The sequence below is a fragment of the Pseudomonas sp. Pseusp88 genome (assembly GCF_047303955.1).
Lineage (GTDB): Bacteria > Pseudomonadota > Gammaproteobacteria > Pseudomonadales > Pseudomonadaceae > Aquipseudomonas.
In genome coordinates this window covers 1-25,887 of the sequence record NZ_JBGLYM010000041.1, presented here as the reverse complement: position 1 = coordinate 25,887, position 25,887 = coordinate 1, and the positions used below count along the sequence as shown (strand labels likewise).

Genomic DNA, 25,887 nt, shown 5'->3' with positions numbered 1-25,887 from the left:
TATTTCACGACAGATTCATGACTGTTTGATGACGGAAAACTCTCCATCAACGGTTTCGGCCTTTATTTATTGGCCACAGACGAATTCAAGCCGAGATAATCGATCAGGATACGCCCGGTTTCCGACAGGTAAGCGTCGTCTTCCGGTTTGGTCTTGGAATCGTCCGGCGGCAAGGCGTCTTCATCTTCCTTCTTCAGTTCCTTGAGCGGTGCTTCACCCTTGGCCTTGCGGCGGGTGTTTTCCATGACCAGTTGCTCGTTTTCAATACGGGCGTGTTCGGCGCGACGGTCGGCTTCGTTGAGGCTGACGGTTTTCTCGCTCATCAGCTTCTTGGCCAGGGCCAGTTTCTCTTCGACGAAGACAAACTCGGCGTCCTTGGCAGAACGGGCATCGTGACGGGCCTGCAACTGCGCCAGGAACGGCTTGAACGGATCAACGACTGGCTTGATGGCTGGTTTGATCGTGTCGTAGGCCATGGCTTCCGGCAGGGCGCTCTCGCCGATTTCCTTGGTGTCGATGATCGACGGGTAGGAAATGTCCGGCAGCACGCCCTGATGCTGGGTGCTCTGCCCGGATACCCGGTAGAACTTGGCCAGGGTCAGTTTCAGTTCGCCGTGGTTCAGCGGCTGAATGGTCTGCACGGTGCCTTTGCCGAAGGTCTGGCCGCCGATGATCAACGCGCGATGATAGTCCTGCATGGCACCGGCGAAAATCTCCGAGGCCGAGGCCGAGAGACGGTTGACCAGCAGAGCCATCGGGCCTTTGTAGAAGGCGCCGCTGTCTTCGTCTTCGAGGACATCGACCTTGCCGTCGGCGTTACGCACCAGCACGGTCGGGCCCTTGTCGATGAACAGACTGGTCAGCTCGGTGGCTTCCTGCAACGAGCCGCCGCCGTTGTTGCGCAGATCCAGGACCACGCCATCGACCTTCTCGGCCTGCAGCTCGGTCAGCAGTTTCTTCACGTCACGGGTGGTGCTCTTGTACTCAGGATCGCCGGCACGGTAGGCCTTGAAGTCCAGGTAGAAGGCCGGGATGTCGATGACGCCGAGCTTGTAGTCACGGCCGTCCTGATTCAGGTGCAGGATGGATTTCTTCGCCGCCTGTTCTTCAAGCTTCACCGCTTCACGGGTGATCGGCACGATTTTGCTGGTCTGGTCATTCGGCGCATTGCTGGCCGGGATCACTTCCAGGCGTACCACCGAACCTTTCGGTCCGCGGATCAGCTTGACCACTTCATCCAGGCGCCAGCCGATCACGTCGACCATTTCCTTGTCACCCTGGGCGACACCGATGATCTTGTCGGCGGGTGCAACCTGCTTGGTCTTGTCGGCGGGGCCGGCCGGGACCAGACGCACGATCTTGACGTTGTCGTTGTCGCTCTGCAGCACGGCGCCGATACCTTCGAGCGACAGGCTCATGTTGATATCGAAGTTTTCCGCGCTTTCCGGCGACAGGTAGTTGGTATGCGGGTCGTAGGACATCGCAAAGGTATTGATGTACGCCTGGAAGATATCCTCGGCACGGGTCTGGGACAGACGCGCCAGTTGATTCTTGTAGCGCTTGGTCAGGGTTTCCTGGATTTTTGCCGGGTCTTTGCCGGCGATCTTCAGGCGCAACACCTCATCCTTGACGCGCTTGCGCCACAGGTCGTCCAGCTCTGCCTCGTTCTTCGGCCAGGCCGCGTCCTTGCGTTCGATCAGCAGGGTTTCGTGGGTGTTGAGGTCGATCTTGTCGACACCTTTGCTCAGCTCGGCCAGGGCGAAGTCCAGACGCGACTTGATGCGGTCCAGATAACGCTTGTAGATGGTAAAGCCGGGGTTCAGATCGCCGCTCTTGAGGAAGTCGTCGAACTGAGTCTGCCACTTGTCGAACTCGGCGATATCGCTGGCCAGGAAGTAGCTGCGTGCCGGGTCGAGCAGTTTCAGATAGCTCTGGTAGATGATGACCGAGCGCTTGTCGTCCAGCGGCGGCTTGCTGTAATGGTGCCGTTTGAGCAGCTCGACGATATTCAGGCTGGCAATGGTTTCATCGCGATCAGGCTGAAGATTATCCCAGCTGTTGGCGGCAAAAGTACTGGCGGACATTGGCAGGACGCTGAGGCCAATGACCAGGGCGAGGGCGCTGCTTGGAAGAAAATGCTTCATGCCGATTCGACGCGGGGACAATTGATAACGCATATTAGGCCGTCTTTGAAGTCGCCGGCTCCGTCGGATCCGGTCGCATAATGCAAAAAGCCCGGTCGTTTACTAGCTCCGGGCTCAGTCCAGACTCACTATGGAGGCACTGTGAAGGCATTGCAAGGCGTTGACGGTCAAGTGGAATGGGTCGAGGAGCCAAGTCCGGCCCTTGATGTGGGTCAAGTGCGGATCAAGGTGGCCGCTGCCGGTTTGAACCGGGCCGATTTATTGCAGCGTGCGGGGCTTTATCCACCGCCGCCAGGGGTGACGCAAATCCTCGGCATGGAATGCTCCGGGGTGATTGCCGAAGTCGGTTCCGGCACGGCCTGGCAGGTCGGCGACCGCGTCTGTGCGCTGGTTGCGGGCGGGGCCATGGCTGAAGAAGTGGTGGTCGATGCGCGTCACGTGCTGGCGGTGCCCGAGGGTATCAGCCTGGCCGAGGCGGCCGGGATCCCGGAAGTCTATGCCACGGCCTGGCTCAATCTGTTCCAGCTGGCGGGCCTCAAGCCCGGTGAAAAAGTTTTGCTGCACGCCGGGGCAAGTGGTGTTGGTTCAGCCGGTATTCAGCTGTGCAAGGCCTTTGGTAACCCGGTCTGGGTCAGTGTCGGCTCGGCCGAGCGTCTGGCCTATTGTGAAGCGCTCGGTGCCCAGGGCGGGGCGATCCGCGACGAGAGTCTGGACAGCCTCAACGACTTCGCGCCCTTTGACGTCGTCCTCGACCCGGTCGGTGCCAACTATGCCGCGCTGAATCTGAAGGTGTTGGGTGTCGACGGACGTCTGGTGCTGATCGGCCTGATGGGTGGGCGCAAGGCCGAGCTGGATTTTGCTCAGGTCCTGGGCAAGCGCATTCAGATTCTCGGCTCGACCCTGCGCAGCCGCAGCGATCAGTTCAAGGCCGATCTGCTCAGCGACCTGGGCCAGCACGTCTGGCCGCTGTTCAGCGAGGGTCGTCTGAGCCCGCAACTGGCCAGAACCTTCCCCATCACCGATGCCGAAGCGGCTTTTGCCGAGCTTGCGACCAACCAGGTGTCGGGCAAGGTGGTGTTGGTTATTGATGAGGCGCTGGTGTGAGTTGAGACGCCCAGGCGTTCGGTAAATTGCGACAGTTGCCATCGTCTGATGGTGCTGTCGCTGCTTACTTGGCTGCTGCGCAAACCTATTATTTCTGCTAGGGGACAGGATCAGAAAAGGATGCGACCCTGATAGTCCAAGCGTGTAACTGCGTTAGGGAGTATCACGATGTCTTTATTCAACAACACAGCCATTTTATCGTCGTACCGCTATGACCCTTTGGACCGTATCGCCAGATGCGCGGTTGCGGGGGAGGCAGCGCAGCAGCGATTTTACCTGAAAAATCGACTGGCTACGGAAATTCAGGGGCAAGTTCGGCGCACCCTGATGCAGCAGGGCGATTTATTGTTGGCCCAACATCAGCCGGATTCGAATGGCTCGAATGCCATGCTTCTGGCGACTGATCAGCAGCGTTCAGTATTGGAAAGCATCGAAAACCAGGGCCGGGACTCAAACTTTTATATGCCATATGGGTATCAACCCGCAGACATGGGCCTTACCCGATTACCGGGTTTCAATGGAGAAGTTCGTGATCTCATTACCGGACATTATCTGCTGGGTAATGGTTATCGAGCGTTTAATCCGATATTGATGCGTTTCAACAGCCCCGACAGTTTGAGCCCTTTCGGCCTGGGGGGGGTGAATGCTTATGGGTATTGTTCGGGGGATCCTGTTAATTTCGGTGACCCTTCTGGCCACTTTGGTCATAGCAACTTGTTTATTAGCGCGCTTCAACGGCTTCAGGCGAGGTGGGCACCGGCACGTCCGGCAGTGGCGACACCGATGAGTGCACCTCACATGGCCTCTGGGAAGGGGGCCTTCAAGAGGGTCGTGACCACCGTCACTACCTCTGAAAGTACAGATCTCAAGGCCGCTCCGGTTGCCAGGGCTTTCGAGTATGGTGAAAGTGTCACGGTGACGCGCAAAAAAAGGGCAGGCATAGCAGCGAGCGATGACAGGGTAAATGCAGTTTTGCCGTCGACTTCCCGGGCAGGTGGCAGTCGCACGAAGCAACCTGTAGAGCGTGATGCGAAGCGATGGACTATCTCGACAGAAGGCGCGAACTTCAAGCTCAACGAGAAAGATCCTTTGGAGAGAAACGCTCTGAACAAATTCAGATCGTTTGAAAGCCATATCACCCAAACAGGAATATATCCACAGAATGATTCCAGGTTTGCAATTAAAAAACTCGGTGGGGGGAAACGAAATTTTGATGAAAGTGATTTGTATGAACTTGACTTGGGGCTAAAGCTGCGGGCTGTTTTTACTATAAAAGATCGCGTGATTGACGTAAGGCAGGTCGGTGTTCATTACAGAAAAGGAACCAAAAATAATAGGTGATGTGGTTGATTAATGAGGCGTTGGGCCAAGTCGCAGCATTCGGGTAGGAGAACTTTCGCGAAGCGGTGTGCCTGACACACCGCGTCATCCCTGCTCGCCAACAAGTTGGCTCCTGCCAGGTTTGTGTTTGCCGCTTGGCCGGGGGGTTATTTCCAGCTATGCACCGGCCACCCATGCTTTTCTGCGTGTTCGCGCAGCACAGGATCCGGATTGACCACCTGCGGGTGATCGACCTTGAGCAACAGCGGCAGGTCGTTGCGCGAGTCTGAGTAGAAGAAAGCGCCTTCCAGGTTTTCCCCTTCCTTGTCCAGCCATTCCAGCAGGCGGGTGACTTTGCCGTCGCGATAGGTCAGCACGCCTTCGGTGGCGCCACTGTAGACGCCGTTGATCACCTGCAGGTCGATGGCCAGCACTTCATCGACGCCGATGCGCGCGGCGATGGCCTGGACCAGGTGCACGCCTGACGCCGAGATCACCAGAATGCGGTCACCATTGGCGCGGTGCCGGGCGATGCAGGTGCAGGCTTCGCTGTAGATGATTGGCTCGATGAAGTCTTCTACCCAGGGTTCGACCAGATGGTCGATCTCTTCCGGCGTGCGCCCGGCCATGGGCTCCAGGGCGAAGGTCATGTAGTCCTCCATCGCCAGTTCGCCCTTGCTGTAGGCGTCCATCAGCTCGTTGTTGCGCTGCATGAATGACGCGGGATCGACCCAGCCCAGGCGTCCCATCTGTTCGGCCCACAGCGTGGCGCAGTCGCCGCCGATGAGGGTTTCGTCCAGGTCAAAAATGGCTAGAGGCATGGCGTGTTTCCTTGAAATCTTTTCTGTTGCGGCAGGAACCAACTCGGTGAGAGTGAGGTGTGGGAGCGAATTCGCTCCCACCGGGTTCGCTCCTGCCGTCGTAGGTTCTAAGCGACCGGGCAGAGTGCCGAAGACTCAATATTGAGTGTCACCCGCCGCCCATCCGGGTGCAGATCATCCGCGCTGCGATTGAGTACGTCGACCACTACTTCCACGCCATGGGCTTCGACGCGGTAGCGAATGACGTTGCCCAACAGGCTGTGGCTGCGTACTTCGCCTTCCAGGCTACCGGTCAGGCTCAGCTGGATGGCTTCCGGGCGGATGGCCACGCGGCTGTTGATCGGCCGTTGCAGCAGGCGGCTGGCCGCGTCGGCTTCGAGCAGGTTGTAGTTGCCGATGAACCCGGCGGCGAAGGCGTCCACCGGTGCGGTGTAGAGGGTTTCGGCGTCGCCGCTCTGGACGATGCGGCCCTGGTTCATCAGGAAGATACGGTCTGACATGGTCAGGGCTTCTTCCTGATCGTGGGTCACGAAAATGGTAGTCAGGCCCAGTTCGCGCTGGATGGCGCGGATCTGCTCGCGCAGATGTTTGCGAATCCGCGCATCGAGTGCCGACAGCGGCTCATCGAGGAGCAACAGGCGCGGGCGGGTGACCAGCGAGCGGGCCAGGGCCACGCGCTGGCACTGGCCGCCGGACATCTGGTGCGGATAGCGAGCGGAGAAGTCGGTCAGTTCGACCATCTTCAGCGCTTCGGCCACGCGCTTGTGAGTGTCATCGCCATTGATCTTCTGCATGCGCAGGCCGAAGGCGACGTTCTGTTCCACGGTCATGTTGGGGAACAGCGCATAGCTCTGGAACACCATGCCGATATTACGCTTCTGCGGGCTCAGGGGAACGATGTCCTGGCCGTCGAGAATGATCTTGCCGCTGTTGACCGACGTCAGCCCGGCGATGCAGCGCAGCAGGGTGGATTTGCCGCAGCCGGAGGGCCCGAGCAGGGTGACGAATTCGCCACGGCCGATGGTGCAGTTGATATCGCTGAACACAGCTGTGCTGGCGTAGCTCTTTTGCAGGTTTTCAACGCTGACGTAACTCATATCAGTCTTTGTCCTTGTTCAGTCGATTGGCAGCCCAGGTCAGCACCAGCACGAAGAGGAAGTAGGAAATCACCAGCGCACTGTTGAAGTGACCGCTGCTGTTACGCATGTTGTTCAGATAGACCTGCAGGGTTTCGTAGCGCGTACCGACCAGCAGGTTGGCGAACACGAACTCGCCGAACAGGAAGGAGAACGACAGCAGCAATGCCACCATCAGGCCCTTGCGCAGGTTGGGCAGTACCACCAGTACGGCGGCCTGCCAGGTGCTCGCGCCGAGCAGCTGCGAGGCGTCCATCAGGTCGCGCAGGTTGATGGCCTGCAAGTTGTTGGTAATGGCGCGGTACATGAATGGCAGGGCCACGGTGAAGTAGCAGCCGATCAGGATCCACGGTGTGCCGACCATGGCCAGCGGCCCTGAGCCATAGAGCTGCAACAGCCCCACCGAGGACACCACCGGCGGCACCGCAAAGGGCAACAGAATGAGGATGTTCATCAGCGCATCCAGGCGCGGGAAGTGGTAATGCACCACAAACAGCAGCGGCAGGATCAGTACCACGGAGAGGATCAGCGCACTGACGCACACCAGCAGCGATTGGCCGAACGCCATAAGAAAGCGCGGGTCGCTCCACAGGGCGATGTACCACTTGAAGGTCAGGCCGCTGGGCAGAATGGTTGCACCCCAGCTGCTGGCCAGGGAATACAGCAGCGTACCGGCCAGGGGCAGCAGCAGGATCAGGAACAGGGCATAGACCACGAAACGGTGGTAGAGCCCGACGGGACCGCGTTCAGCGCGAGACATGGTAGCTCCTCTTGAGCAGCCACTGATGGACGATGGTAACCAGCGTCATCAACCCCACCAGAATCATGGCCAGCGCACTGGCCATGTTCGGGTCCAGGGTGATATCGCCGGCAACCATCGCAGCGATTCGGATCGGCAACACGTTGAAGTTGCCGGTGGTCAGGGCGTACACCGTGGCGTAGGCGCCCAAGGCGTTGGCCAGCAGGATGACGAAGGTGCCGAGCAGCGCCGGAGTCAGTACCGGCAGGCCGATATGCCGCCAGAAATCAAAACTGCTGGCACCTAGCAGAGACGCCGACTCGCGCCAGTCTTCACGCAGGGCGTCAAAGGCCGGGTAGAGCAGCAGCACGCCCAGGGGAATCTGGAAGTAGGTGTAGAGGATGATCAGGCCGGTCTTGGAATACAGGTTGAAGTCTTCGATGATCCCGCTCTGCTTGAGGATCAGCGTGATGCAACCGTTGAAACCGAGCAGGATGATGAAGGCGAAAGCCAGGGGCACCCCGGAGAAGTTGCTGGTCATGTTGGCGAAGGCGTTGACGAAGTCGCGCAGCCGCGAATCCACCTTGCGCAACGAATAGGCACCGAGGATGGCAATGAGGATGCCGAACAGGCTCGACCAGAAACTGATCTCCAGGCTGTATTGCATGGCCTGGCGATAGAAGCGTGAATCAAAGGCGCGGATGAAGTTACTGATGCCCCAGCCGCCGTCTTCCGAATACAGGCTGTTGATCGCCACCCAGGCCAGCGGGGCGATCTGGAACACGATAAAGAACAGGGCAAAGGGCACCAGGCACAGGATGGCCAGCCATTTGCCGCGGGTGAATGTTTTCACTTGAGCATCTCCCGGCAGACCGGTTTGTCGTGGACAACACCCAGCAGCTCGCAGACCGTACCGCACAGCTGGGTCTGGAGTGGTTGGGCGTCGGGGTTGAGGCTGAAGGCATCGCCAAGCACGAACAGCGGCACTTCGCGCTCTTCGGGCAGCAGGCCGTTATGGGAGCGGTCGTTGTTCATGCCGTGGTCCGCAGTCACCAGTACCTGATAACCGGCGTCGAGCCAGCCTTGCAGGTAGTCGGCCAGGATAATGTCGGCACTGCGGGCGCTATTGCGGTATTGCGGGGTGTCGAGGCCGTGCTTGTGTCCGGCGTCGTCGATATTCATGGGGTGGATCAGCAGGAAGTTCGGCGCGTGGGCCAGGCGCAGGCTCTCGGCGTCGGCGAACAGGTGCGAATCCGGGTAGTGATCGACCCAGTAGAACAGGCCGTGCTGGATCGGCAGTTCGGCATCGTTGGTATGACGGTCCCGGGCAGCCAGGAACGGCGTGCGGTTATACAGCTCGCTGACCCAGTGATAGGCCGCTGCGGCGGTACTCAGCCCGGCGTCACGGGCATAATGAAAAATGCTGCGCTGGTTGGACAAACGCGAAACGTTGTTATGGACGATGCCGCTGTCGATGGGCGCAACGCCGGTCATGATGCATTCGTACAGCGGCCGCGACAGGGCGGGCAACTCGCATTCCAGCTTGTACAGCGCGGCGCGACCGGCGTTGGCGTAGGCCTGCAGATGCCCCATCGCATGCTGTGCCACCTGATAATTCAGGCCGTCGAGCACGATCAGGATGACGTTGTGTTTCATATTCGCTCCGGCAAGGTGGGACGAGCTTTTGCAGTTCTTTATGATTTCGAATGAGATTTTTGTGGGAGCGAATTCATTCGCGAAGAGGCCGGTGCATCCAGTACATCCGCATCGTTTGGAATACCGCCTTCGCGAATGAATTCGCTCCCACAACTAGCACTCACCCTGCCCGGTGTTTGCTGCGCAACAGCGCGGCGTCGAAGACGGGCGGGATCTTTTACCCAAAAGGGGCGAGGCAGCTAATGCTGGCTCGCCCTTTTTTGTCTTCATCCCTGAAGACCTGGAACCGGGATCAATTCATCTCGATGATGACTTGCTCGTTCCATTTCTGCGGCAGGGCTTTCGAGGTTTTTTCCCACGCGGCTGCGTCTTTGATCGGGGTAACGCCTTTGTACTGCTCGTTAGGCAGCAGCTTGGCCTGCACATCGGCTGGCAGGGTCAGGTGATCGGCACGGATCGGACGCGCATTGCCTTTTGCCAGGTTGATCTGGCCGGCGTCGCTGAAGATGTACTCACGTGCCCATTTGGCGGCATTCGGGTGCTTGGCGTATTTGTTGATGATGGTGGTGTAGCCCGAGATCACCGAACCGTCGGACGGGATCAGGACCACGTAGTCATCCGGGTTGGTCATCTTGGCCTTGTAGCTCAGGCCGTTGAAGTCCCAGACCACGCCCACTTCCACTTCACCCTTTTCCATGGTCTGGATGGTCGGGTTAGCCAGGGAAATACGCTTCTGTTTGGCCAGCTCGGTGAACAGTTGCAGGCCCGGTTCGATATTGCTTTCGCTGCCTTTGTTGGCGATGGCGGCAGCCAGTACACCGTTGGCGGCCTGTGCTGCGGTGCTCACGTCACCGATGGCGACCTTGTATTTGCCGGTTTTCAGGTCAGACCACTTGGTCGGGATTGCCGAACCGTGCAGCAGCTTCTTGTTGACGATGAAAGCGATGGTGCCGGTGTAGGCCAGGGCCCAATGACCGTCTTTGTCTTTAGCCCAAGGAGGGATCTGATCCCAGGTGCTTGGTTTGTAGGGTTGGGTAACACCCTTGGTCGCCGCGATGGGGCCAAAGGCCGCACCCACGTCGCCGATGTCGGCGCTGGCGTTGTCTTTTTCGGCATCGAACTTGGCCACTTCCTGGGCCGAGCTCATGTCGGTGTCCATGTGGGTCAGGCCGTATTTGGTTTTCAGATCGGACCAGGTGTCTTTCCAGTTTGCCCAGTCATCGGGCATACCCACGCTATTGACCGCGCCTTCAGTCTTGGCGGCTGCTTCCAGTGCCTTGAGGTCGGTGTCTGCGGCCATGGCGGCGGTGCTCATGGCAATGGCGGAACCCAGGAGTGATGCCAACAAAACATGTTTCATTCGATGCTCCTTATGCACTTCAGCGGTGTTGTTCTAGAAGTGGTCGTTGCGGGGTGGTTGGTCTAGATCAGCAATACCTGAGCCAAGTTAGGCCCTTTCGATGACACTTTCATGTCGAGGGCTGCTTTTCCTGGCCTGTCGGTAGTCTTTTGTTCAGACTGCCGCATAAGCGTAGACCACCCGCAAACACTCGGTTTTATGAGGCTTCGGTGCTGCTCTGGCGATGATTGGCATGCTTTATGAAGCGCTTTGTCACAGAACAGTCATCTGCACTGCCTAGGCTGGGACGCACCAGAAATCGGTGCACCAGGTGCGGGCACTGCCCTGTAATGGCGCTGGTCTAGTCCAGATAGGTAACCTGATGCGCGAAGATGTGCCACGAGCGGTGACGATCATCTGCAACGCTCTGCAAGAACAGATCGAGCACGGTCTGCTGCCGCCGGGCAGTAAATTGCCCGCTGAACGCAAGCTCAGTGAAGTATTCGACACCACGCGCATTACCTTGCGCGAAGCATTGGTGCAATTGGAGGCCCAAGGGCTGATTTATCGCGAGGAACGCCGTGGCTGGTTCATTTCGCCGCCGCGTCTGGCCTATGACCTGATCCGTCGCAGCCACTTTCACGCCATGGTTACGGCCCAGGGGCGGGTGGCTCAAACCCAGGTTATCAGCGCCCGTCTGCAACCGGCCTCGGCCAGTATCTGCGAGCTGTTGCAGTTGCCAGCGCTGTCCAGCGTGATCCAGATCTGCCGGGCGCGGCGCATCGATCAGCGCCTGGTGCTGTACGTGGAGCACTACCTCAAGCCGGAGTTTTTCCCCGGCATCCTGGAGTTCGATCTCAACCAGTCATTGACCGAGCTCTATGCCAGCCAGTATCAGCTGCGCTATGGCAAGGTGCGTTTCGAAATGGTGCCGACGGCGCTGCATGCCGAGGCCTCGGCGGCCCTGAAGGTTTCACTGGGCAGCCCGGGCCTGCGCATTGCCCGGGTCAACTACGACCAGCAGGGCCGTCTGCTCGACTGTGACCTTGAGTATTGGCGCCACGACGCCATACATGTCAGCGCCGTGGTCGAAGACATCCAGGCAGGACCCTAGCCCTGCACCGGCTGCTCGGCCTTCGCCGCGCCGCCGCTGGTCATCACCTGCACGCTCAGGCGCGGTGTGGCCAGGTCGAGCCCGGCCTCGTCCAGATGGCGCTTGAGCGACAGGTTGAAGGCCCGGGACACTTCCCACTGCTTGATCGGCGCGGTCTTGAAGCGGGCGCGCAGGATTGCATTGCCGGATTCGAAACTCTCCACGCCCTGGATCTCCAGCGGCGACCAGATATCGCGGCGCTGCAACGGATCGGTGCGCATTTTCTGGCCGACATCGCGCACCACCTTCAGGGCATCATCGATGCTCATATTGAACGGGATGGCAATGCGGAAAATCGCGTAGCCGAATTCCCGGGAGTAGTTCTGGATGCTTTTGATCTCGCTGAACGGAATGGTGTGGACAATGCCGTCGATGTCGCGCAGGCGCACGGTGCGAATGGTCAGGCCCTCCACCGTGCCGAGGTGACCGCCGACGTCGACATAGTCGTCGATGGCCAGGGAGTCTTCGATAATGATGAACAGTCCGGTGATCAGGTCTGCCACCAGTGATTGAGCGCCGAAACCGATGGCCAGGCCGATGACCCCGGCACCGGCCAGCAGCGGCGTGACGTTCATGCCCATATTCGCCAGGGCGACGATGATGGCGATGACAAAGATCGTGAAGAACAGCACGTTGCGGATCAGCGGCATCATGGTCTGGGCGCGGGTATTGGCCAGGCCCTTGCGCGATCGGGTCAGGGCCAGTTGCACAGCGGTATCGGCAATGATCCACAGTAACCAGGCGAACAGCAGGGTCGCGCACAGGCTGACCAGTTTGACGCTGATATCGTGGCCGTCACCTTCGGCGAAGCGAATCAGCGAGAGCCCCCATACCCGCAGACCCAGTTCGATGAATACGAGCCAGATCGCCATATGCGCCAGGGTGTAGAAGAAGTTGCGCAGGCGTTCGGAGTACAGGGCATGGCGACGGTGGCCGTGGGGTTCCTTCAGGGCCCGGCGTCGCACCAGGCCGTTGACCACCATGCACACCACCAACAGCACCGTGCTGAACAGCGCCTGTCGCAGGGCGGTGCTGGTATCGCCGGCGGCGAAGAAGGTGGAGAACAGCGACACCGTGACCAACAGCAGGGCCGGGACGAACCAGAAGCTGCCGAGGATCTCCAGGGTTTCGGTCAGGGCACGGCGGGTCAGGCGCCTGGACAGCGGCTGGTTGCGGATCAGATGGGCGATGGGGCGGCGGAAGTGCAGGATAAACCAGCCGCTGCACAGCGCCGCCACCACATTGGTGCAGGTGGCGGCCATATGGGCCAGGTGCGGGCCAAGGCTGCTGATCAGGCGCGGATCGTTCAGCGCCTCACCAAACGCGGCGAAGCTGCCGATCAACCACAGCGGCCGAAAGGCACGGTGCCGGAGGATATCCAGGGCGCGGTGACGATGCGGACCGTCGAGGATGGAAAAGGCGATGACACAAATCGCGGAAAACAGCGTACCGACCATCAGCGCATAAGCCAGCACCATGGCCAGGTCCTTGCCCAGGGAATGGGGCAGGGAGTAGCTCAAATAAACGGTAATGATCAGGGCAAGCAGCCATGGCCCCAGCTTGCTCAAGGCAAAACGCAGCAGGTCCAGTGTCCTTGGGTGTTGCGGCAGTTTTTCCGACAGATTGAAGCGCAGGCGCACCCAGTGGGCCAGCCAGATCAGCGCCGCCGCCAGCAGGCTCCAGACCAGCAGTACCAGGGCAAAGGCAAATATGATCGGCAGCCATTGCCGGGCAGGCAGCATCAGGGCCATCAGCTCATCCTGGGCCAGGGCCAGTTCGTTGTCCCAGCGATTGATCGGGCTGTCGTCGCCCGTCAGTTGCTTCTCGAAGCTGCGCAGCGTCCCGCTGATCAGGCCCAGCACGCCGTCTTCAGCCGTGGCCTGGGCCTTTTTATTGGCATCGCGCAGGGTTTTGAGCTCGGTGAGCAACTGCGCCCGCTGCTGATCGTTTTCCAGGCGAGTGATGACTTCGTCCAGTGACTGGGCCAGTGGCTCTTGCGCCTGCGGCTGAGCTTTTGTCGGGCCGCCCAGTGCCGCGGGCAAGGTCACCGCCTGGGCGGCGCTTAGCGGCGCGAGAGTCAGCAGGCAAAGAAAAAACAGGCGGGGCAGGGCAAGCAGGCGGGCAATCACCAGTGGACCTCGGATCGGCATTTTACAGATATGGCAATTCGACGAGTGTACGAGTGGCGTGAGTGTCAGGCGAGCTTTTCGATGATCTTGAAGCCGATGGTGCCAATGATCAGGAACATGCCGACCCAGATCATGAACACTCCGCTGCTGCGTTCCTGATAGCTGAAGCCGATACAGAGCAGCAACATGCCGAATACGACAGGTATCAGCATGGCATGGAAGGCGTCCATGGGAGTGGCCTGGGTGGACTGGATAGGTTCAGTCTAGATCGGACAGAGCAGATATGTAGGAATGAACACTGGCCTGTAGGAGCTGCCGAAGGCAGCGATTGGGGGCTGTCAGATATACCGCTTTCGCAGCCTTCGGCAGCTCCTACAGAACCTCATTCCAATTCAAACCCTTGTGTTTGACTGGAGTGAGGGTCAATGGTCGTTAAGGCAACTCGTGACTGGCGTAGAACGCCGTCAGCACCTTGACCAGATGGTTCAGGTCATGGCTGCCCGCCAGTTCGCGGATCGAGTGCATGGCGAAGGTCGGCAGGCCGATATCCACGGTACGCACGCCCAGGTGGCTGGCGGTGATCGGACCGATGGTCGACCCACAGGCCATGTCGCTGCGCACCACGAAGCTCTGTACCGGGACTTCTTCGGCCATGCATAGATGGCGGAAGAAACCGGCGGTTTCGCTGTTGGTGGCGTAGCGCTGGTTGCTGTTGACCTTGATCACCGGGCCGGCATTGAGTTTCGGGCCGTGATTGGCATCGTGTTTGTCGGCGTAGTTGGGGTGTACGCCATGGGCGTTATCGGCGGAGATCAGCAGCGAGCGCTGAATGGCGCGCACATAGTCGTCCCCCGGCAGCAGGCGTTGCAGGGTCTGTTCCAGCATCGGGCCATCGGCGCCGCAGGTGGATGACGAGCCCACTTCCTCGTGGTCAGTGCAGACCAGCAGGCAGGTTTCCGTGGTGTCGCTATTGAGCAGCGCCTGCAGGCCGGCGTAGCACGACAGCAAGTTGTCCAGACGCGCACCGGCAATGAAGTCGCCATTGAGGCCGACCACGGCTGCGCGCTGGGTGTCGTAGAAACTCAGCTCGTAGTCCAGCACCACATCAGCGTTCAGGCCGTGCTCGCGAGCCAGTTGCTCGGTCAGCAGGGCGCGGAAGTCGGCGCGCTCGTCACCGGCGACCTGGGCGAGGATCGGTGGCAATTCGTTCTGCGCATTGATCGGCCAGCCTTCGTTGGCTGTGCGGTTCAAGTGGATCGCCAGGTTGGGGATCACGGCAATCGGCAGCTTGAAGTCGATCAGTTGGCTTTCCACCTTGCCGTCGCGACGGAAGGTGACACGCCCGGCCAGGGACAGGTCGCGGTCGAACCACGGAGCCAGCAGCGCACCACCGTAGACTTCGACGCCCAGTTGCCAGAAGCCCTGACGTTGCAGTTCCGGCTGTGGCTTGACCCGCAGGCAAGGGCTGTCGGTATGGGCACCGACCATGCGGATACCACCAACCAGCGGCGACTGGCGGCCCAGGCGCAGGGCGATCAGCGACGAGTCGTTACGAGTGATGTAGTAGCGGCCACCGGTTTCGGTGGTCCAGGTTTCACGCTCGTCCAGACGCTGAAAGCCTGCGGCCTCCAGGTGCTGGACCAGGGTTGCAGTCGCATGAAACGGGGTGGGAGAGGCCTTGAGGAAATCGATCAGGCCCTGGTTCAGCTCTTCGCGCATAGGTTACTCCAGACAGCAATGGCGCGAGTTTACCGTATTCCTGTGGGACCGGCTTTAGCCGGGAAGACGGTAATGCAGGCGATGACGCCATATCGAGCATGCCGACGCCTTCCCGGCTGAAGCCGGTCCCACCAATCGTGCAGAAGCTTTAGAACGGCGCCGGACATTCGAAGCGCAGGCGCTCGCCCGTCTGCGGATGGGTGAAGCTCAGCATGCTGGCGTGCAGGCACAGGCGCGGTGAGGCAGCCAGGGCTTCGGGATGGGCGTAGAGACCGTCACCCAGCAGCGGGTGACCGATAGACAGCATGTGCACGCGCAACTGGTGCGAGCGGCCGGTGATGGGGGTCAATTCGACCCGGCAGTGCTTCTCATGACGCTCCAGCACTTTCCAGAAGGTCAGGGCGTGTTTGCCGAACTCGTGATCAACCACATGCCGCGGCTTGGTCGGCGGGTCGTAGCGCAGTGGCAGGTCGATGCTGCCGCTGTCCAGTTGCGGTTGGCCCCAGCACAGAGCGGTGTAGGCTTTTTCCGTTTCGCGGTCGTGAAACTGCCGGGACAGCTCGCGGTGGGTATCCGGATCACGGGCCAGCAAAATGATTCCGGAGGTTTCCCAGTCCAGGCGGTGGACGATACGGGCCTCGGGGTAACCGTTTTCCTGCAGCCGGGTAATCAGGCAATCCTTGTTGTCATCGGCACGGCCGGGGACAGACAGCAGCAGGGTAGGTTTATCGACGACCAGAACGGCAGCGTCCTGGTGAATGATGCGGATGTTCGACAGCGGCATGTGGCCTCGAAGCGCTAAAACGCCGACGGCGACATGAACAGCGCTCCGTGTGGAACGCTGCTCATGCCGCCGCGGACAACCGCCGGATCAACGATCTGGCAGGGTGATATTGAGTTCCAGAATCGAGACCGTACCCTGGTTTTCCAGGGCGACCTGAACCTGGTCACTGTCGATATTGACGTACTTGCGGATCACTTCGACCAGTTCCTTCTGCAGGGCTGGCAGATAGTCCGGTGTGCTGCGCTGGCCGCGTTCGTGCGCCACGATGATCTGTAGACGCTCTTTCGCCACCGACGCGGTATTTACCTTTTTGTTGGCACGAAAGAAGTCAAAAATATTCATTAATTACCCCCGAACAGGCGTTCAAAGAATCCTTTCTTCTGGACATCGAGGAAGCGATGTTCTTTGTCTTTGCCCAACAGGCGGTCTACGGCGTCGCTGTAGGCCTGGCCAGCATCGCTCTGTTCGTCGAGGATGACCGGTACGCCCTGGTTGGACGCCTTCAGTACGGCCTGGGACTCCGGGATCACGCCCAGCAGGGTCACGGCCAGGATTTCCTTGACGTCTTCGACGCCGAGCATTTCGCCCTTGCTCACGCGCTCCGGGTTGTAGCGGGTCAGCAGCAGGTGTTCCTTGATCGGCTCTTCACCACGCTCTGCACGGCGCGATTTGCTCGCCAGCAGGCCGAGCATGCGGTCGGAGTCACGCACCGACGACACTTCCGGGTTGGTCACGACGATGGCTTCATCGGCAAAATACATTGCCAGATGGGCACCGGTCTCGATACCAGCAGGGGAGTCGCAGACGACGAATTCGAAGGTTTCCTTCAATTCCATCAGGACTTTTTCCACGCCTTCCTTGGTCAGCGCGTCCTTGTCACGGGTCTGGCTGGCGGCCAGCACGTAAAGACCTTCGATCTTCTTGTCCTTGATCAGGGCCTGCTGCAGGTTGGCTTCGCCGTTGACGACGTTGACGAAGTCATACACCACGCGGCGTTCGCAGCCCATGATCAGGTCGAGGTTACGCAAGCCGACGTCGAAGTCGACGATAACTGTCTTGTGGCCGCGCAGTGCGAGGCCGGTACCGATAGCGGCGCTGGTGGTGGTCTTACCCACACCACCCTTGCCGGATGTAACCACGAGAATCTTGGCCAAGGTGTTTCACCCCTAGAGGAATAGGACGATCAGTCCCAGAAGAGCATCCCTGATTGAAACAGCGTTATTCGAACAACGACATATGTCGGGTGTGAAACAGTACTTTTCCCGAACTGACTACAGTCTTTGCCACGTTTCGCGATGAGTCAGAGATGCTTTGAAAATGGCGGCAAGTATCCGTTAAAGCCGGGTGATGTTCAACACGTCACCGGTCAGGCTTATCTGGACTCCGCTGCCCCAGGCCGGATCACGGCGCAAGTCTTCGGAGACCTTGTATTGCCCGGCGATGGAGATCAATTCAGCGACCATCTGCTGGCAGAAAATCCGCGCCGTGGTATCACCTTTGATACCTGCCAGCGCTCGACCACGCATGGGACCGTAAACATGGATGTTGCCATCGGCCAGAAGTTCCGCACCGGGGCTGACTGCTGCAATAACGATAAGGTCCCCGCCCTGGGCATAAATCTGTTGTCCGCCGCGCACCGGCGCGGTTATCACGCGGGTTGGACGGACAACCGGCTCGGGTGGTTTTTCCGGAATTTTTTTCGCCGCTTCGGTTTCCACCGGGTCCACGGCACGTTCACGGGCGCCAGACGGTGGCAGTACTGGCAAATCAATTGCGATGGCGGCTGCTATGTCTTCGATGCGGTTGGCACGAATGGCCAGGGTGCGCAGGCCGTGTTGGCGGCAGACGCGCATCAGGCCGGGCAGATCCACCGCACCGTCATCGGCGGGGAGTTTGTCCAGCGCCAGCACCAGCGGGGTGTTGCTGAAAAAATTCGGGGCCTGCACGACTTTTGCCGCCAGTTGGCGATCGAGTGCGTCGAGGTTGTTGCGGGCCAGCTCCAGCACCGTAATGGCGAGCATGCTGCCCTTCAATTGAAAGACGGGATCCTGGTCTTGCGATTCGATTTGGCTCATGGTCGGCATACAGCAGCTTGTCGCTAAAAGTGCCGAGACTTATAACGATAACGCCCGCGACCCGCAAGCCGGGTCGAACCGTTGTAGAATGCGCGGCCTTTGTTCTGACGGAAGCCTTAATGGACCGCCCGCAATTTCAAGCCCGTTATCTTTCCCCGCGTTTCTGGCCGCTCTGGCTGGGGCTGGGGCTGTTGTGGCTGGTCGTGCAGCTGCCGTTTCGCGTACTGCTGGTGATCGGCCGCGTACTCGGCATGGTGATGTACCGTTTCGCCACTGATCGCAAATATATTGCTTCGCGCAATCTGGAACTGTGCTTCCCGCATATGTCCAAGGCCGAGCGCAAATATTTGCTCAAGGAAAACTTCGCTTCTACCGGCGTGGCGTTCTTTGAAATGGCCATGAGCTGGTGGTGGCCGCGCGAGCGTCTGGCGCGCCTGGCCCATGTCGAAGGCCTGGAGCACCTACAGCGTGCTCAGGAGCAGGGCCAGGGAGTAATCCTCATGGCGCTGCACTTCACCACCCTGGAAGTCGGGGCGGCCCTGCTGGGGCAGCAGCACACCATCGATGGCATGTACCGCGAGCACAAGAACCCGTTGTTCGATTACATCCAGCGTCGCGGTCGCGAGCGGCACAACCTTGACTCCATCGCCGTGGAGCGTGAAGACATCCGCGCCATGGTCAAGCAACTGCGCGCCGGCCGGGCGATCTGGTACGCGCCGGATCAGGACTACGGCGCCAAGCAGAGTATTTTCGTGCCGCTGTTCGGCATCCAGGCGGCTACCGTCCCCGCCACCAGCAAGTTCGCCAAGATGGGGCGCGCCGTGGTGGTGCCGTTTACTCAGCAACGCCTGGCCGACGGCAGCGGTTACAAGCTGGTAATCGAGCCACCGTTGACGGATTTCCCTGGTGAAAGCGACGAGGTTGACTGCATTCGCATCAACCAGTGGGTTGAACTTGCCATCACGCAATGCCCGTCCCAATATCTGTGGGCTCATCGGCGTTTCAAAAGCCGACCACCGGGAGAGCCCAAGCTGTATAAGAAACGCGGTTGATCATAGAGGCCGACCTATAAATGCCAGCTCCTGCCGTATCGTCAGATGTTGTGAATGCCGTTGAACCCGTTACAGGGTTGATTCTTTCTGGAGGCGGGGCTCGCGCCGCTTATCAAGTAGGGGTACTGGCGGGCATCGGTGATCTGCTGCCTCCCGGTTCGCCCAATCCATTTCCGGTGATCGTCGGCACATCCGCCGGTGCCATCAACGCGGTCAAGCTGGCCAGCGGGGCGGCTCATTTCAGCAATGCAATCCACGAGCTGACCGCCTTCTGGCAATCGTTCCGCAGCCATCAGGTGCTGCGCAGCGATTGGGCCGGGGTTTTGCGTCAGGCCACACGCTTTTTCGGTAACAGCCTATTGGGCTTCGGTTCCCAAGTGCCGGTGGCGCTGCTCGACAGCTCGCCCCTGCGCGACCTGCTCAACGAACGCTTGCGCATGCAGGGTATCCAGGAAGCCATCAATGCCCAGCATCTGCGTGCGGTAGCGGTTACGGCTTTTGGCTATGAGTCCGGCCGTGCAGTGACCTTCTATCAAGGCAAGGGCGCCATCGACCCCTGGCTGCGCCATCGGCGTATCGGCATGCCGACCGAACTGACCGTCGACCATCTGCTGGCCAGCTCGGCGATTCCCCTGCTGTTTGCGCCGGTGCGTCTGGATCAGGAATATTTCGGTGATGGCGCTGTGCGTCAGTCGGCGCCGATCAGCCCGGCCCTGCACCTGGGCGCCAATCGCGTGCTGGTGGTGGGGGTCAGCGGCAACCCGCGGGGCACTGCGGCCAACAGCGGCGTGCAACGTGTGTTGAATGGCGTGCAGCCGAGCCTGGCGCAGATAAGCGGGCACCTGATGAACAGCACCTTCATTGACAGCCTGGAAAGCGATATCGAATTGCTTGAGCGAATGAACCTGGTGGGCCAGTTGCTGCCTAGCGAAGGCCAGTTCCATCGCCCCGGCCTGGCGCCGGTGGAGGTGCTGGTGATCGCTCCCAGCCAGCCCATCGACGAAATCGCCGCCCGCCACCGTCACGAACTGCCCCGGGCGCTGCGCACCTTCCTGCGCGGGCCAGGCGCGACCAAGACCAGCGGCGCCGGCGTATTAAGTTATCTGCTGTTCGAGGCGGGGTATTGTCGGGAACTGGTCGAACTGGGCCGCCACGATGCGATGGCCCAGAGCGAGCAGTTGAAGAAGTTTTTGCGGTTGGAGTAATCAAGGCGCCGCGTATTGATGAATTGAAATGAGGCCCTGTAGGAGCCGGCTTGCTGGCGATAGCGGTGGCACGGCCTATGACGCTTTTGCGAGAGCTTCGCACTCGATCGCCACCAAGGCGGCTCCTACAAATATCATCCCAATTCAAGGTTGTGGATGGTGCTCGTTCAAGCCGTCAGCCGATCATCGCGAAAATCCCGCAGTGCCTGTTCGATCTCTTCGCGGCTGTTCATCACGAACGGACCGTACTGCACGATCGGCTCGCCCAACGGCTTGCCGGCCAGCAGTAATACCCGCGCACCGTCGGTGCTGCGCAGATGCAGTTCGCCCTCATCGGACAACCGCACCATGCGGCTGGCGCCGATGGTCTGGTCCTGGCCTTCGACCTTCAGGCTGCCTTCATACACATAAAGCAACGCACGGTGGCCTTTGGGAAGGCGCGGGCTGACGTGGCTGCCTGCGGGCAGGTGCAGGTCGAAATACAGTGGTTCGGTGTCCGGGCGCTGCACGGCGCCGCGCTGCTGAACCTGGCCGTCGTCAAAGGTCCCGGCGATGACCACGACGCCTATGCCGTCCGGCGTGGTAATGCGTGGCACATTTTCTGGCTGGATATCCTGGTAACTGGCCTTGCCCAGTTTGCTCTTGCCCGGCAGGTTCAGCCACAGTTGGAAACCGCGCATCACGCCTTCTTCCTGTTCTGGCATCTCGCTGTGGATAATCCCGCGCGCAGCGGTCATCCACTGCACGCCGCCGCCTTGCAACAGGCCGACATTGCCCAGGTGGTCTTCGTGGCGCATGCGCCCTTCAAGCATGTAGGTCACGGTCTCGAAGCCGCGGTGCGGGTGGGCGGGGAAGCCTGCGATATAGTCGTCGGGCTTGTCCGAACCGAACTCGTCGAGCATCAGGAAAGGGTCGAACTGCTCGACGCCTTGCCCGCCGAATACACGGGTCAGGCGCACACCGGCACCGTCCGAGGTTGGCTGGCCAGCCTGGATCGACAACACTTTGCGTAACAGAGTCATGTGAGTGCTCCTGATCGAATGGAATTGCCGACCATGGTATGCCTGTTGGTCCGATAGATGGTTGATGATTTTGTTAGGTAATCATCGAATAAATAGATTGTTACTGGATTGCCGGGCAAAAAAACGGCCAGTCCGGTTGCCCGACTGGCCGTTTTTGTTTTTTCGCCCTGTTACTCGGCGATCTGCAGCTTGCGCGACTCGGTGTAGACGTAACGCACTTTCTCGTACTCGAACGGCGAGTTCATCTGACCGTAACGGAAGCTGTTGGTGTAGCGCCGGTCGATGGCGCGCAGCAGATACAGTTCCGGGTGATCGCTGCTGACATCGGCGACATTGAGGAAGTTGATCTGCGCTTCGGCGGCGAAGTCAAAGACCAGACCACCGGTATCACGCAGGTTCGACGGCCCGAGAATCGGCAGGATCAGGTAAGGACCGGCTGGCACGCCATAAAAGCCCAGGGTCTGACCGAAGTCTTCGCTTTGCTTGGGCAGGCCGATTTTGGTTGCCGGGTCCCACAGGCCGACGATGCCGACGGTGGTATTGACCAGCAGCCGGCCGGTGGTCTCCAGCGAACGCTGGCCCTTGAACTGCAACAGGCTGTTGAGCAGGTTGGGTACATCGCCCAGGTTGCTGAAAAAGTTGCTCACGCCACTGCGCACGAAACCGGGGGTGACGTAACGGTAGCCGTCGACCACGGGCAGGAACACCCACTCATCGAAGCGATAGTTGAAGTGGTAGACCCGACGGTTCCACGACTCCAGCGGGTCATAGACCTCCAGGGCGTTGAGGGTCGCGCGTTCAAACTCGCGCTGGTCAAGGCCCGGATTGAATTTCAGCGACTTCAATGGCTCGGTGAAGCCATCGGCATCGTTCTGCCGTTCGACGGTGGCGGGGCGTGAAGCCAGGTTGCTACTGCCATCAGCGGCATGTACGGCGCCAGCGCAGAGCAGGGCGGCGAGTAATACAAGACGTTTAGCCACGGAAGAACTCCAGCATGGCGTCGCTGTTGACGCGGTAGTTGATATTGCCGCAATGGCCGCCATACGGATAAACGGTCAAGCGATCGCCAAAGGTCTTGCGCAGGAAGCCCAGGTCGCCAGGCCCGAGGATAACGTCGTCGGCGTTATGCATGACCGAGATTTTCGGGCTGTTGTGCAGGTAATCCTTGATGCCATACAGGCTCACCTGATCGACCAGTTGCAGCAGGCTGCCACCGTCGGTACGGGCGCGCCACATCGGGATCACCTGTTCGGTCAGGTAGCAGTCGAAGTCGCACTGCAGTGCGCGCTTGAGGTACGGTTCCAGACTGGTGCCTTCGGTGATCGCCAGCTTGGGCGGAGTGATCAGGCCACGGCGGTTGATCAGATCGGAAGTAAAGGCAATGTCCGCCGACGAGAAGCGGAACGAGGTGCCGATCAGCATGGCCATCTGTTCGTTGGTCAGGTGCTGCTTGGACTGTTGCAGGTCATACAGCAGGGCGTCGTTGAGGTCTATGTAACCCTTCTGCTGGAAGTAGCGGGTCAGCTTGGCCAGGACCAGTTCATAGAAGGTGGTGCTGTTGTTGATGCCCTTGACGCTGGTCTGCACCAGTTTGTCCAGGTTGCTGATGGACGTGTACAAGTTCACCGGCGGGTTGAGCAGCAGCACTTTCTTGAAGTTGAAGCTGCGGCGGGTTTCGTCCAGTTGGCTGACAAACGCCGCGTTCAATGCACCCAGACTGTAACCGGTCAGGTAATAGTCGGTGACTTGCAGCTTGGCTTGCTGGGCCCGCACGGCCTGCATCACGCGGTACAGGTCTTCAGCGTCTTCCTTGGAAACCCCCGGCGTGGCGAAGCGCGAAGCGGCGCTCATGAAGTCGTAGCTGGTTGGCGACGACAGCTGTACGACGTTATAGCCAGCCTTGTAGTACAGCTTTTTGAGAAACTCGTTGATGGTGCTGGTATAGGGCGCGCCGGTCCCGGCGATCAGGAAGATCAGCGGTGCCGGGTGATCCTGTTTGGCCAGGCGATAACGCAGTTTTTTTACCGCCCAGAAGTTGTCGGGCAGGATGAACTCACGCTCGGGATGCAGGTTGAGGCTGTAGTCGGCCTGATCGATGTCTTCATCGGCCGGCAGATCTGGACGCAGGTCCGGTGGTGTTGTCGCAATGGTGGCTTCGAACGGGTTGGTCAAAGGGTAGCCATAGCTGGCGGGGTCGACGTCGACCGCCAGTGCGGACGCACTCAAACAGAGGCCGCTGATAACAGCAGCGAAGCGCAGGAAACGGAGCATGACTAAATCCCTTGGGAAAGAAGTGCTGATGAGGTAACGCAGGCTATGACCACCGGTGTAGTGCCAAAGTGCCGTACCTGCAAACAAACCGTGTAAGGCCGCCGTGACAATACACGTTCTGGAGGCTGGAGAGAGAGTAGCCTTGTGCTTTTATCCATGCATCGGCGGGTGTTGCGCGCTATAGCAGTCCAGCGGGCAAGGCAAACTCCAGGCAAGACAAAGGGGAGCCTTAGCTCCCCTTTTAATGGTGTCTTGCCTGCTCTTTTTATTGTTCTAGGGCGGCCTGTTGTTGTTTTTGGCGACCAGCCCTTCACAGCGTCATGGTCGATCCCCATCCGGGATCAAGAGCAAACGTATTTTTTTGAGCGCTGAGCCATTTTCATCACTGACGTGATCCAACCGGTTCTGGAGCTACCTGAAGGTAGTTTTATTGTTCTCTGTCCGATTGCGAGGCCTGAGCCTCCGTAAAACGGTCTACTTCAAAAAAATCTGTTAGCTGCGTCTCTGTGCCTTTGTTCTTGTTATGTCAGAGCCGATACGTGTTGTTCTTATTGGGTTTGCTGCGTTTTATTCTTGTTGTGCGATAGAGATAGCAGGAGCTGTGCCAACTTTTTAAAAACGTTATAAATCAATGGCTTATTTATTTTTGGTTTTTGCCCAGGCTGAGTAATCGTGAGGGGGTGTTTCCGTGTTACCCGTTTGTGCAGGCCCAGGCGTAGAGGGGGTAACACTCTGGGTGGGGTGGGCCACATCTTTACACTGCACGAATTGGCACGGACCCATGGTGGGAGCCGGCTTGCTGGGGATGGCGGCGCAACAGTCACCCACCTGCTGCGAGCGCTTCGCACTCGATCGCCAGCAAGCCGGCTTCCACAAGGACTCGAAATGGCGCATATCTGTGCAGCCATCGCAAAGCTCTTCTACTGTCAAGGCACCTCCCGGATGAGAGACGTTGTGATTGACATGCAAGATTCGGACAGGCAAACCGACGTTTTTATCGCTGTTTGTCGTTAGTGGCTTAGTGATGTCGTTTCCCGATGCCTCGATGTCGCTGACAGAGAAAGCCCCATGTGCGCTGAGGTTGATTATCAGGGTGTCGACGCGGTGAGCAACACCGGCGGCTGGAGCGATTGAGGCGTTATTGGGACGTGGTGCCCCAAAGCTGGGCACCCGTTGCGACCTTATAAAAACGTTAACCGCATCCGACGACCGTCGGGTGCAGGACTTTCGGGGAAGTAACGATGAAGATACGAATGATCCTGGGCGCAGGTGCCGCACTGGCACTGGCTATCAGTTCCACGCTGGCCTCTGCCGCAGAAGTAAGCATCGGTTATGTCGAAGGCTGGTCTGACAGCGTCGCGACCACCAACGTTGCCGCAGAAGTGATCAAGCAAAAGCTCGGCTATGACGTCAAGCTGCAATCCGTCGCGGCCGGGATCATGTGGCAGGGTGTGGCCACCGGCAAACTGGACATGATGCTGTCTGCCTGGCTGCCTGGCACCCACGGCGAATACTGGGCCAAGAACAAGGATCTGGTTGTCGATTACGGTGCGAACTTCAAGGATGCCAAGATCGGCCTGATCGTGCCTGAGTACGCTACCGCCAAAACCGTTGAAGATCTCAAGGGCGATGCGTCCTACAAAGGCAAGATCACCGGCATCGACGCGGGCTCGGGCGTGATGCTCAAGACTGACCAGGCGATCAAGGACTACGGTCTGAGCGACTACAAACTGGTTGCCAGTTCGGGCGCCGGTATGATCGCCGAGCTGACCCGTGCCGAGAAGCGCAACGAATCCATCGTGGTCACCGGTTGGGTGCCGCACTGGATGTTCGCCAAGTGGAAGCTGAAATTCCTCGAAGATCCAAAAGGTGTCTATGGCGCTGCTGAAACCGTGGACAACATCGGTAGCAAGGACTTGGCGACCAAAGCGCCTGAAGTCGCTGAGTTCCTGAAAAAGTTCTCCTGGAAGTCCAAGGATGAGATTGGCGAAGTCATGCTGGCCATCCAGGACGGTGCCAAGCCTGAAGCTGCTGCCAAGGAGTGGGTTGCCAAGCACCCTGATCGCGTAAAAGAATGGACCGGTAAGTAATACCGACCGGTTTCTGAACTGCAAAAGGGCGGGGGGGGGGTTATCGGGCCGCGCGGTTTTTGTTTTTGGGGTTTTTGAGGGGGGGCCGGGGGGGTGTTGGGGGGGGGGGGGGGGGGGGGGGGGGGGGG

At 59.3% G+C, this 25,887-nt stretch carries 23 protein-coding genes; 6 read left to right on the top strand and 17 right to left on the bottom strand.

Annotation, left to right across the window (positions count from 1 at the left end; genetic code table 11):
• Window positions 1–62: 62 nt before the first annotated feature.
• On the bottom strand, window positions 63–2,144 hold the full coding sequence (locus ACCD02_RS29280) for a carboxy terminal-processing peptidase (RefSeq protein WP_413309596.1): 2,082 nt from the start codon (window positions 2,142–2,144) through the stop codon (window positions 63–65).
• A gap of 141 nt (window positions 2,145–2,285) precedes the next feature.
• Between ACCD02_RS29280 and ACCD02_RS29275 the strand changes: the two genes are divergently transcribed.
• Window positions 2,286–3,248: an NAD(P)H-quinone oxidoreductase gene (locus ACCD02_RS29275; RefSeq protein WP_413309594.1), complete on the top strand. Its 963-nt coding sequence runs from the start codon at window positions 2,286–2,288 to the stop codon at window positions 3,246–3,248.
• Between the two features lie 168 nt (window positions 3,249–3,416).
• A complete protein-coding gene (locus ACCD02_RS29270) occupies window positions 3,417–4,589 on the top strand; it encodes an RHS repeat-associated core domain-containing protein (RefSeq protein WP_413309592.1) in 1,173 nt (390 codons plus the stop codon).
• A 146-nt stretch (window positions 4,590–4,735) separates the two neighbouring features.
• Here ACCD02_RS29270 and ACCD02_RS29265 read toward each other — a convergent pair whose 3' ends face one another.
• From ACCD02_RS29265 to ACCD02_RS29240, 6 genes are all read right to left on the bottom strand, one after another.
• Entirely contained in the window at window positions 4,736–5,389 is a 654-nt protein-coding gene (locus ACCD02_RS29265; protein WP_413309590.1) for an HAD family hydrolase, read from the bottom strand.
• Window positions 5,390–5,496: 107 nt separating this feature from the next.
• Window positions 5,497–6,486, bottom strand: a complete 990-nt coding sequence (locus tag ACCD02_RS29260; protein WP_413309588.1) for an ABC transporter ATP-binding protein — start codon at window positions 6,484–6,486, stop codon at window positions 5,497–5,499.
• 1 nt (window position 6,487) lies between these two features.
• On the bottom strand, window positions 6,488–7,285 hold the full coding sequence (locus ACCD02_RS29255; protein WP_413309586.1) for an ABC transporter permease: 798 nt from the start codon (window positions 7,283–7,285) through the stop codon (window positions 6,488–6,490).
• Entirely contained in the window at window positions 7,272–8,117 is an 846-nt protein-coding gene (locus ACCD02_RS29250; RefSeq protein WP_413309584.1) for an ABC transporter permease, read from the bottom strand. Before ACCD02_RS29250 ends, ACCD02_RS29255 begins: the two co-directional genes overlap by 14 nt.
• On the bottom strand, window positions 8,114–8,920 hold the full coding sequence (locus ACCD02_RS29245; RefSeq protein ID WP_413309582.1) for an alkaline phosphatase family protein: 807 nt from the start codon (window positions 8,918–8,920) through the stop codon (window positions 8,114–8,116). The genes ACCD02_RS29250 and ACCD02_RS29245 overlap by 4 nt, the downstream gene beginning before the upstream one ends.
• Before the next feature lie 292 nt (window positions 8,921–9,212).
• Window positions 9,213–10,280, bottom strand: coding sequence for an ABC transporter substrate-binding protein (locus ACCD02_RS29240; protein ID WP_413309580.1), 1,068 nt, complete (start codon window positions 10,278–10,280; stop codon window positions 9,213–9,215).
• A 361-nt stretch (window positions 10,281–10,641) separates the two neighbouring features.
• On the opposite strand from ACCD02_RS29240, the gene ACCD02_RS29235 reads away from it, so the two are divergent.
• Entirely contained in the window at window positions 10,642–11,373 is a 732-nt protein-coding gene (locus ACCD02_RS29235) for a UTRA domain-containing protein (RefSeq protein WP_413309578.1), read from the top strand.
• On the opposite strand, the gene ACCD02_RS29230 is transcribed toward ACCD02_RS29235, so the two are convergent.
• The 7 genes from ACCD02_RS29230 to minC form a co-directional block, all read right to left on the bottom strand.
• Window positions 11,370–13,541 (bottom strand): mechanosensitive ion channel family protein, encoded by a 2,172-nt coding sequence (locus tag ACCD02_RS29230; RefSeq protein ID WP_413309624.1) that lies wholly within the window; start codon window positions 13,539–13,541, stop codon window positions 11,370–11,372. The genes ACCD02_RS29235 and ACCD02_RS29230 overlap by 4 nt on opposite strands.
• A gap of 65 nt (window positions 13,542–13,606) precedes the next feature.
• Complete coding sequence (locus tag ACCD02_RS29225) at window positions 13,607–13,771, bottom strand: hypothetical protein (protein WP_413309576.1); 165 nt, start codon at window positions 13,769–13,771, stop codon at window positions 13,607–13,609.
• 202 nt (window positions 13,772–13,973) lie between these two features.
• Entirely contained in the window at window positions 13,974–15,260 is a 1,287-nt protein-coding gene (locus ACCD02_RS29220) for a M18 family aminopeptidase (protein WP_413309574.1), read from the bottom strand.
• A gap of 148 nt (window positions 15,261–15,408) precedes the next feature.
• Window positions 15,409–16,044, bottom strand: a complete 636-nt coding sequence (locus ACCD02_RS29215) for an RluA family pseudouridine synthase (RefSeq protein WP_413309572.1) — start codon at window positions 16,042–16,044, stop codon at window positions 15,409–15,411.
• Window positions 16,045–16,131: 87 nt separating this feature from the next.
• A complete protein-coding gene (gene minE, locus ACCD02_RS29210; protein ID WP_413309570.1) occupies window positions 16,132–16,386 on the bottom strand; it encodes a cell division topological specificity factor MinE in 255 nt (84 codons plus the stop codon).
• Complete coding sequence (gene minD, locus ACCD02_RS29205) at window positions 16,386–17,198, bottom strand: septum site-determining protein MinD (RefSeq protein ID WP_259102575.1); 813 nt, start codon at window positions 17,196–17,198, stop codon at window positions 16,386–16,388. Before minD ends, minE begins: the two co-directional genes overlap by 1 nt.
• Window positions 17,199–17,378: 180 nt before the next feature.
• Window positions 17,379–18,119, bottom strand: coding sequence for a septum site-determining protein MinC (minC, locus tag ACCD02_RS29200; protein WP_413309568.1), 741 nt, complete (start codon window positions 18,117–18,119; stop codon window positions 17,379–17,381).
• Between the two features lie 119 nt (window positions 18,120–18,238).
• Between minC and ACCD02_RS29195 the strand changes: the two genes are divergently transcribed.
• Window positions 18,239–19,171, top strand: coding sequence for a lipid A biosynthesis lauroyl acyltransferase (locus ACCD02_RS29195; protein ID WP_413309566.1), 933 nt, complete (start codon window positions 18,239–18,241; stop codon window positions 19,169–19,171).
• Between the two features lie 20 nt (window positions 19,172–19,191).
• Window positions 19,192–20,376, top strand: coding sequence for a patatin-like phospholipase family protein (locus ACCD02_RS29190; protein WP_413309564.1), 1,185 nt, complete (start codon window positions 19,192–19,194; stop codon window positions 20,374–20,376).
• A gap of 167 nt (window positions 20,377–20,543) precedes the next feature.
• Here ACCD02_RS29190 and ACCD02_RS29185 read toward each other — a convergent pair whose 3' ends face one another.
• From ACCD02_RS29185 to ACCD02_RS29175, 3 genes are all read right to left on the bottom strand, one after another.
• A complete protein-coding gene (locus ACCD02_RS29185; RefSeq protein WP_413309562.1) occupies window positions 20,544–21,398 on the bottom strand; it encodes a pirin family protein in 855 nt (284 codons plus the stop codon).
• A 170-nt stretch (window positions 21,399–21,568) separates the two neighbouring features.
• Entirely contained in the window at window positions 21,569–22,378 is an 810-nt protein-coding gene (locus ACCD02_RS29180) for a VacJ family lipoprotein (protein WP_413309560.1), read from the bottom strand.
• A complete protein-coding gene (locus tag ACCD02_RS29175; protein WP_413309558.1) occupies window positions 22,371–23,669 on the bottom strand; it encodes a serine/threonine protein kinase in 1,299 nt (432 codons plus the stop codon). Before ACCD02_RS29175 ends, ACCD02_RS29180 begins: the two co-directional genes overlap by 8 nt.
• Before the next feature lie 1,241 nt (window positions 23,670–24,910).
• On the opposite strand from ACCD02_RS29175, the gene ACCD02_RS29170 reads away from it, so the two are divergent.
• On the top strand, window positions 24,911–25,759 hold the full coding sequence (locus ACCD02_RS29170) for a glycine betaine ABC transporter substrate-binding protein (protein WP_413309556.1): 849 nt from the start codon (window positions 24,911–24,913) through the stop codon (window positions 25,757–25,759).
• The last annotated feature ends 128 nt before the right edge of the window (window positions 25,760–25,887 follow it).

What these genes read in the sequence shown, in the direction of transcription:
- ACCD02_RS29280 (WP_413309596.1), bottom strand. Translation starts at nt 2,144, where the DNA reads ATGAAGCATTTTCTTCCAAGCAGCGCCCTCGCCCTGGTCATTGGCCTC.
- ACCD02_RS29270 (WP_413309592.1), top strand. Translation starts at nt 3,417, where the DNA reads ATGTCTTTATTCAACAACACAGCCATTTTATCGTCGTACCGCTATGAC.
- ACCD02_RS29265 (WP_413309590.1), bottom strand. Translation starts at nt 5,389, where the DNA reads ATGCCTCTAGCCATTTTTGACCTGGACGAAACCCTCATCGGCGGCGAC.
- ACCD02_RS29260 (WP_413309588.1), bottom strand. Translation starts at nt 6,486, where the DNA reads ATGAGTTACGTCAGCGTTGAAAACCTGCAAAAGAGCTACGCCAGCACA.
- ACCD02_RS29255 (WP_413309586.1), bottom strand. Translation starts at nt 7,285, where the DNA reads ATGTCTCGCGCTGAACGCGGTCCCGTCGGGCTCTACCACCGTTTCGTG.
- ACCD02_RS29245 (WP_413309582.1), bottom strand. Translation starts at nt 8,920, where the DNA reads ATGAAACACAACGTCATCCTGATCGTGCTCGACGGCCTGAATTATCAG.
- ACCD02_RS29240 (WP_413309580.1), bottom strand. Translation starts at nt 10,280, where the DNA reads ATGAAACATGTTTTGTTGGCATCACTCCTGGGTTCCGCCATTGCCATG.
- ACCD02_RS29235 (WP_413309578.1), top strand. Translation starts at nt 10,642, where the DNA reads ATGCGCGAAGATGTGCCACGAGCGGTGACGATCATCTGCAACGCTCTG.
- ACCD02_RS29225 (WP_413309576.1), bottom strand. Translation starts at nt 13,771, where the DNA reads ATGGACGCCTTCCATGCCATGCTGATACCTGTCGTATTCGGCATGTTG.
- ACCD02_RS29220 (WP_413309574.1), bottom strand. Translation starts at nt 15,260, where the DNA reads ATGCGCGAAGAGCTGAACCAGGGCCTGATCGATTTCCTCAAGGCCTCT.
- ACCD02_RS29215 (WP_413309572.1), bottom strand. Translation starts at nt 16,044, where the DNA reads ATGCCGCTGTCGAACATCCGCATCATTCACCAGGACGCTGCCGTTCTG.
- minE (WP_413309570.1), bottom strand. Translation starts at nt 16,386, where the DNA reads ATGAATATTTTTGACTTCTTTCGTGCCAACAAAAAGGTAAATACCGCG.
- minC (WP_413309568.1), bottom strand. Translation starts at nt 18,119, where the DNA reads ATGAGCCAAATCGAATCGCAAGACCAGGATCCCGTCTTTCAATTGAAG.
- ACCD02_RS29195 (WP_413309566.1), top strand. Translation starts at nt 18,239, where the DNA reads ATGGACCGCCCGCAATTTCAAGCCCGTTATCTTTCCCCGCGTTTCTGG.
- ACCD02_RS29190 (WP_413309564.1), top strand. Translation starts at nt 19,192, where the DNA reads ATGCCAGCTCCTGCCGTATCGTCAGATGTTGTGAATGCCGTTGAACCC.
- ACCD02_RS29185 (WP_413309562.1), bottom strand. Translation starts at nt 21,398, where the DNA reads ATGACTCTGTTACGCAAAGTGTTGTCGATCCAGGCTGGCCAGCCAACC.
- ACCD02_RS29175 (WP_413309558.1), bottom strand. Translation starts at nt 23,669, where the DNA reads ATGCTCCGTTTCCTGCGCTTCGCTGCTGTTATCAGCGGCCTCTGTTTG.
- ACCD02_RS29170 (WP_413309556.1), top strand. Translation starts at nt 24,911, where the DNA reads ATGAAGATACGAATGATCCTGGGCGCAGGTGCCGCACTGGCACTGGCT.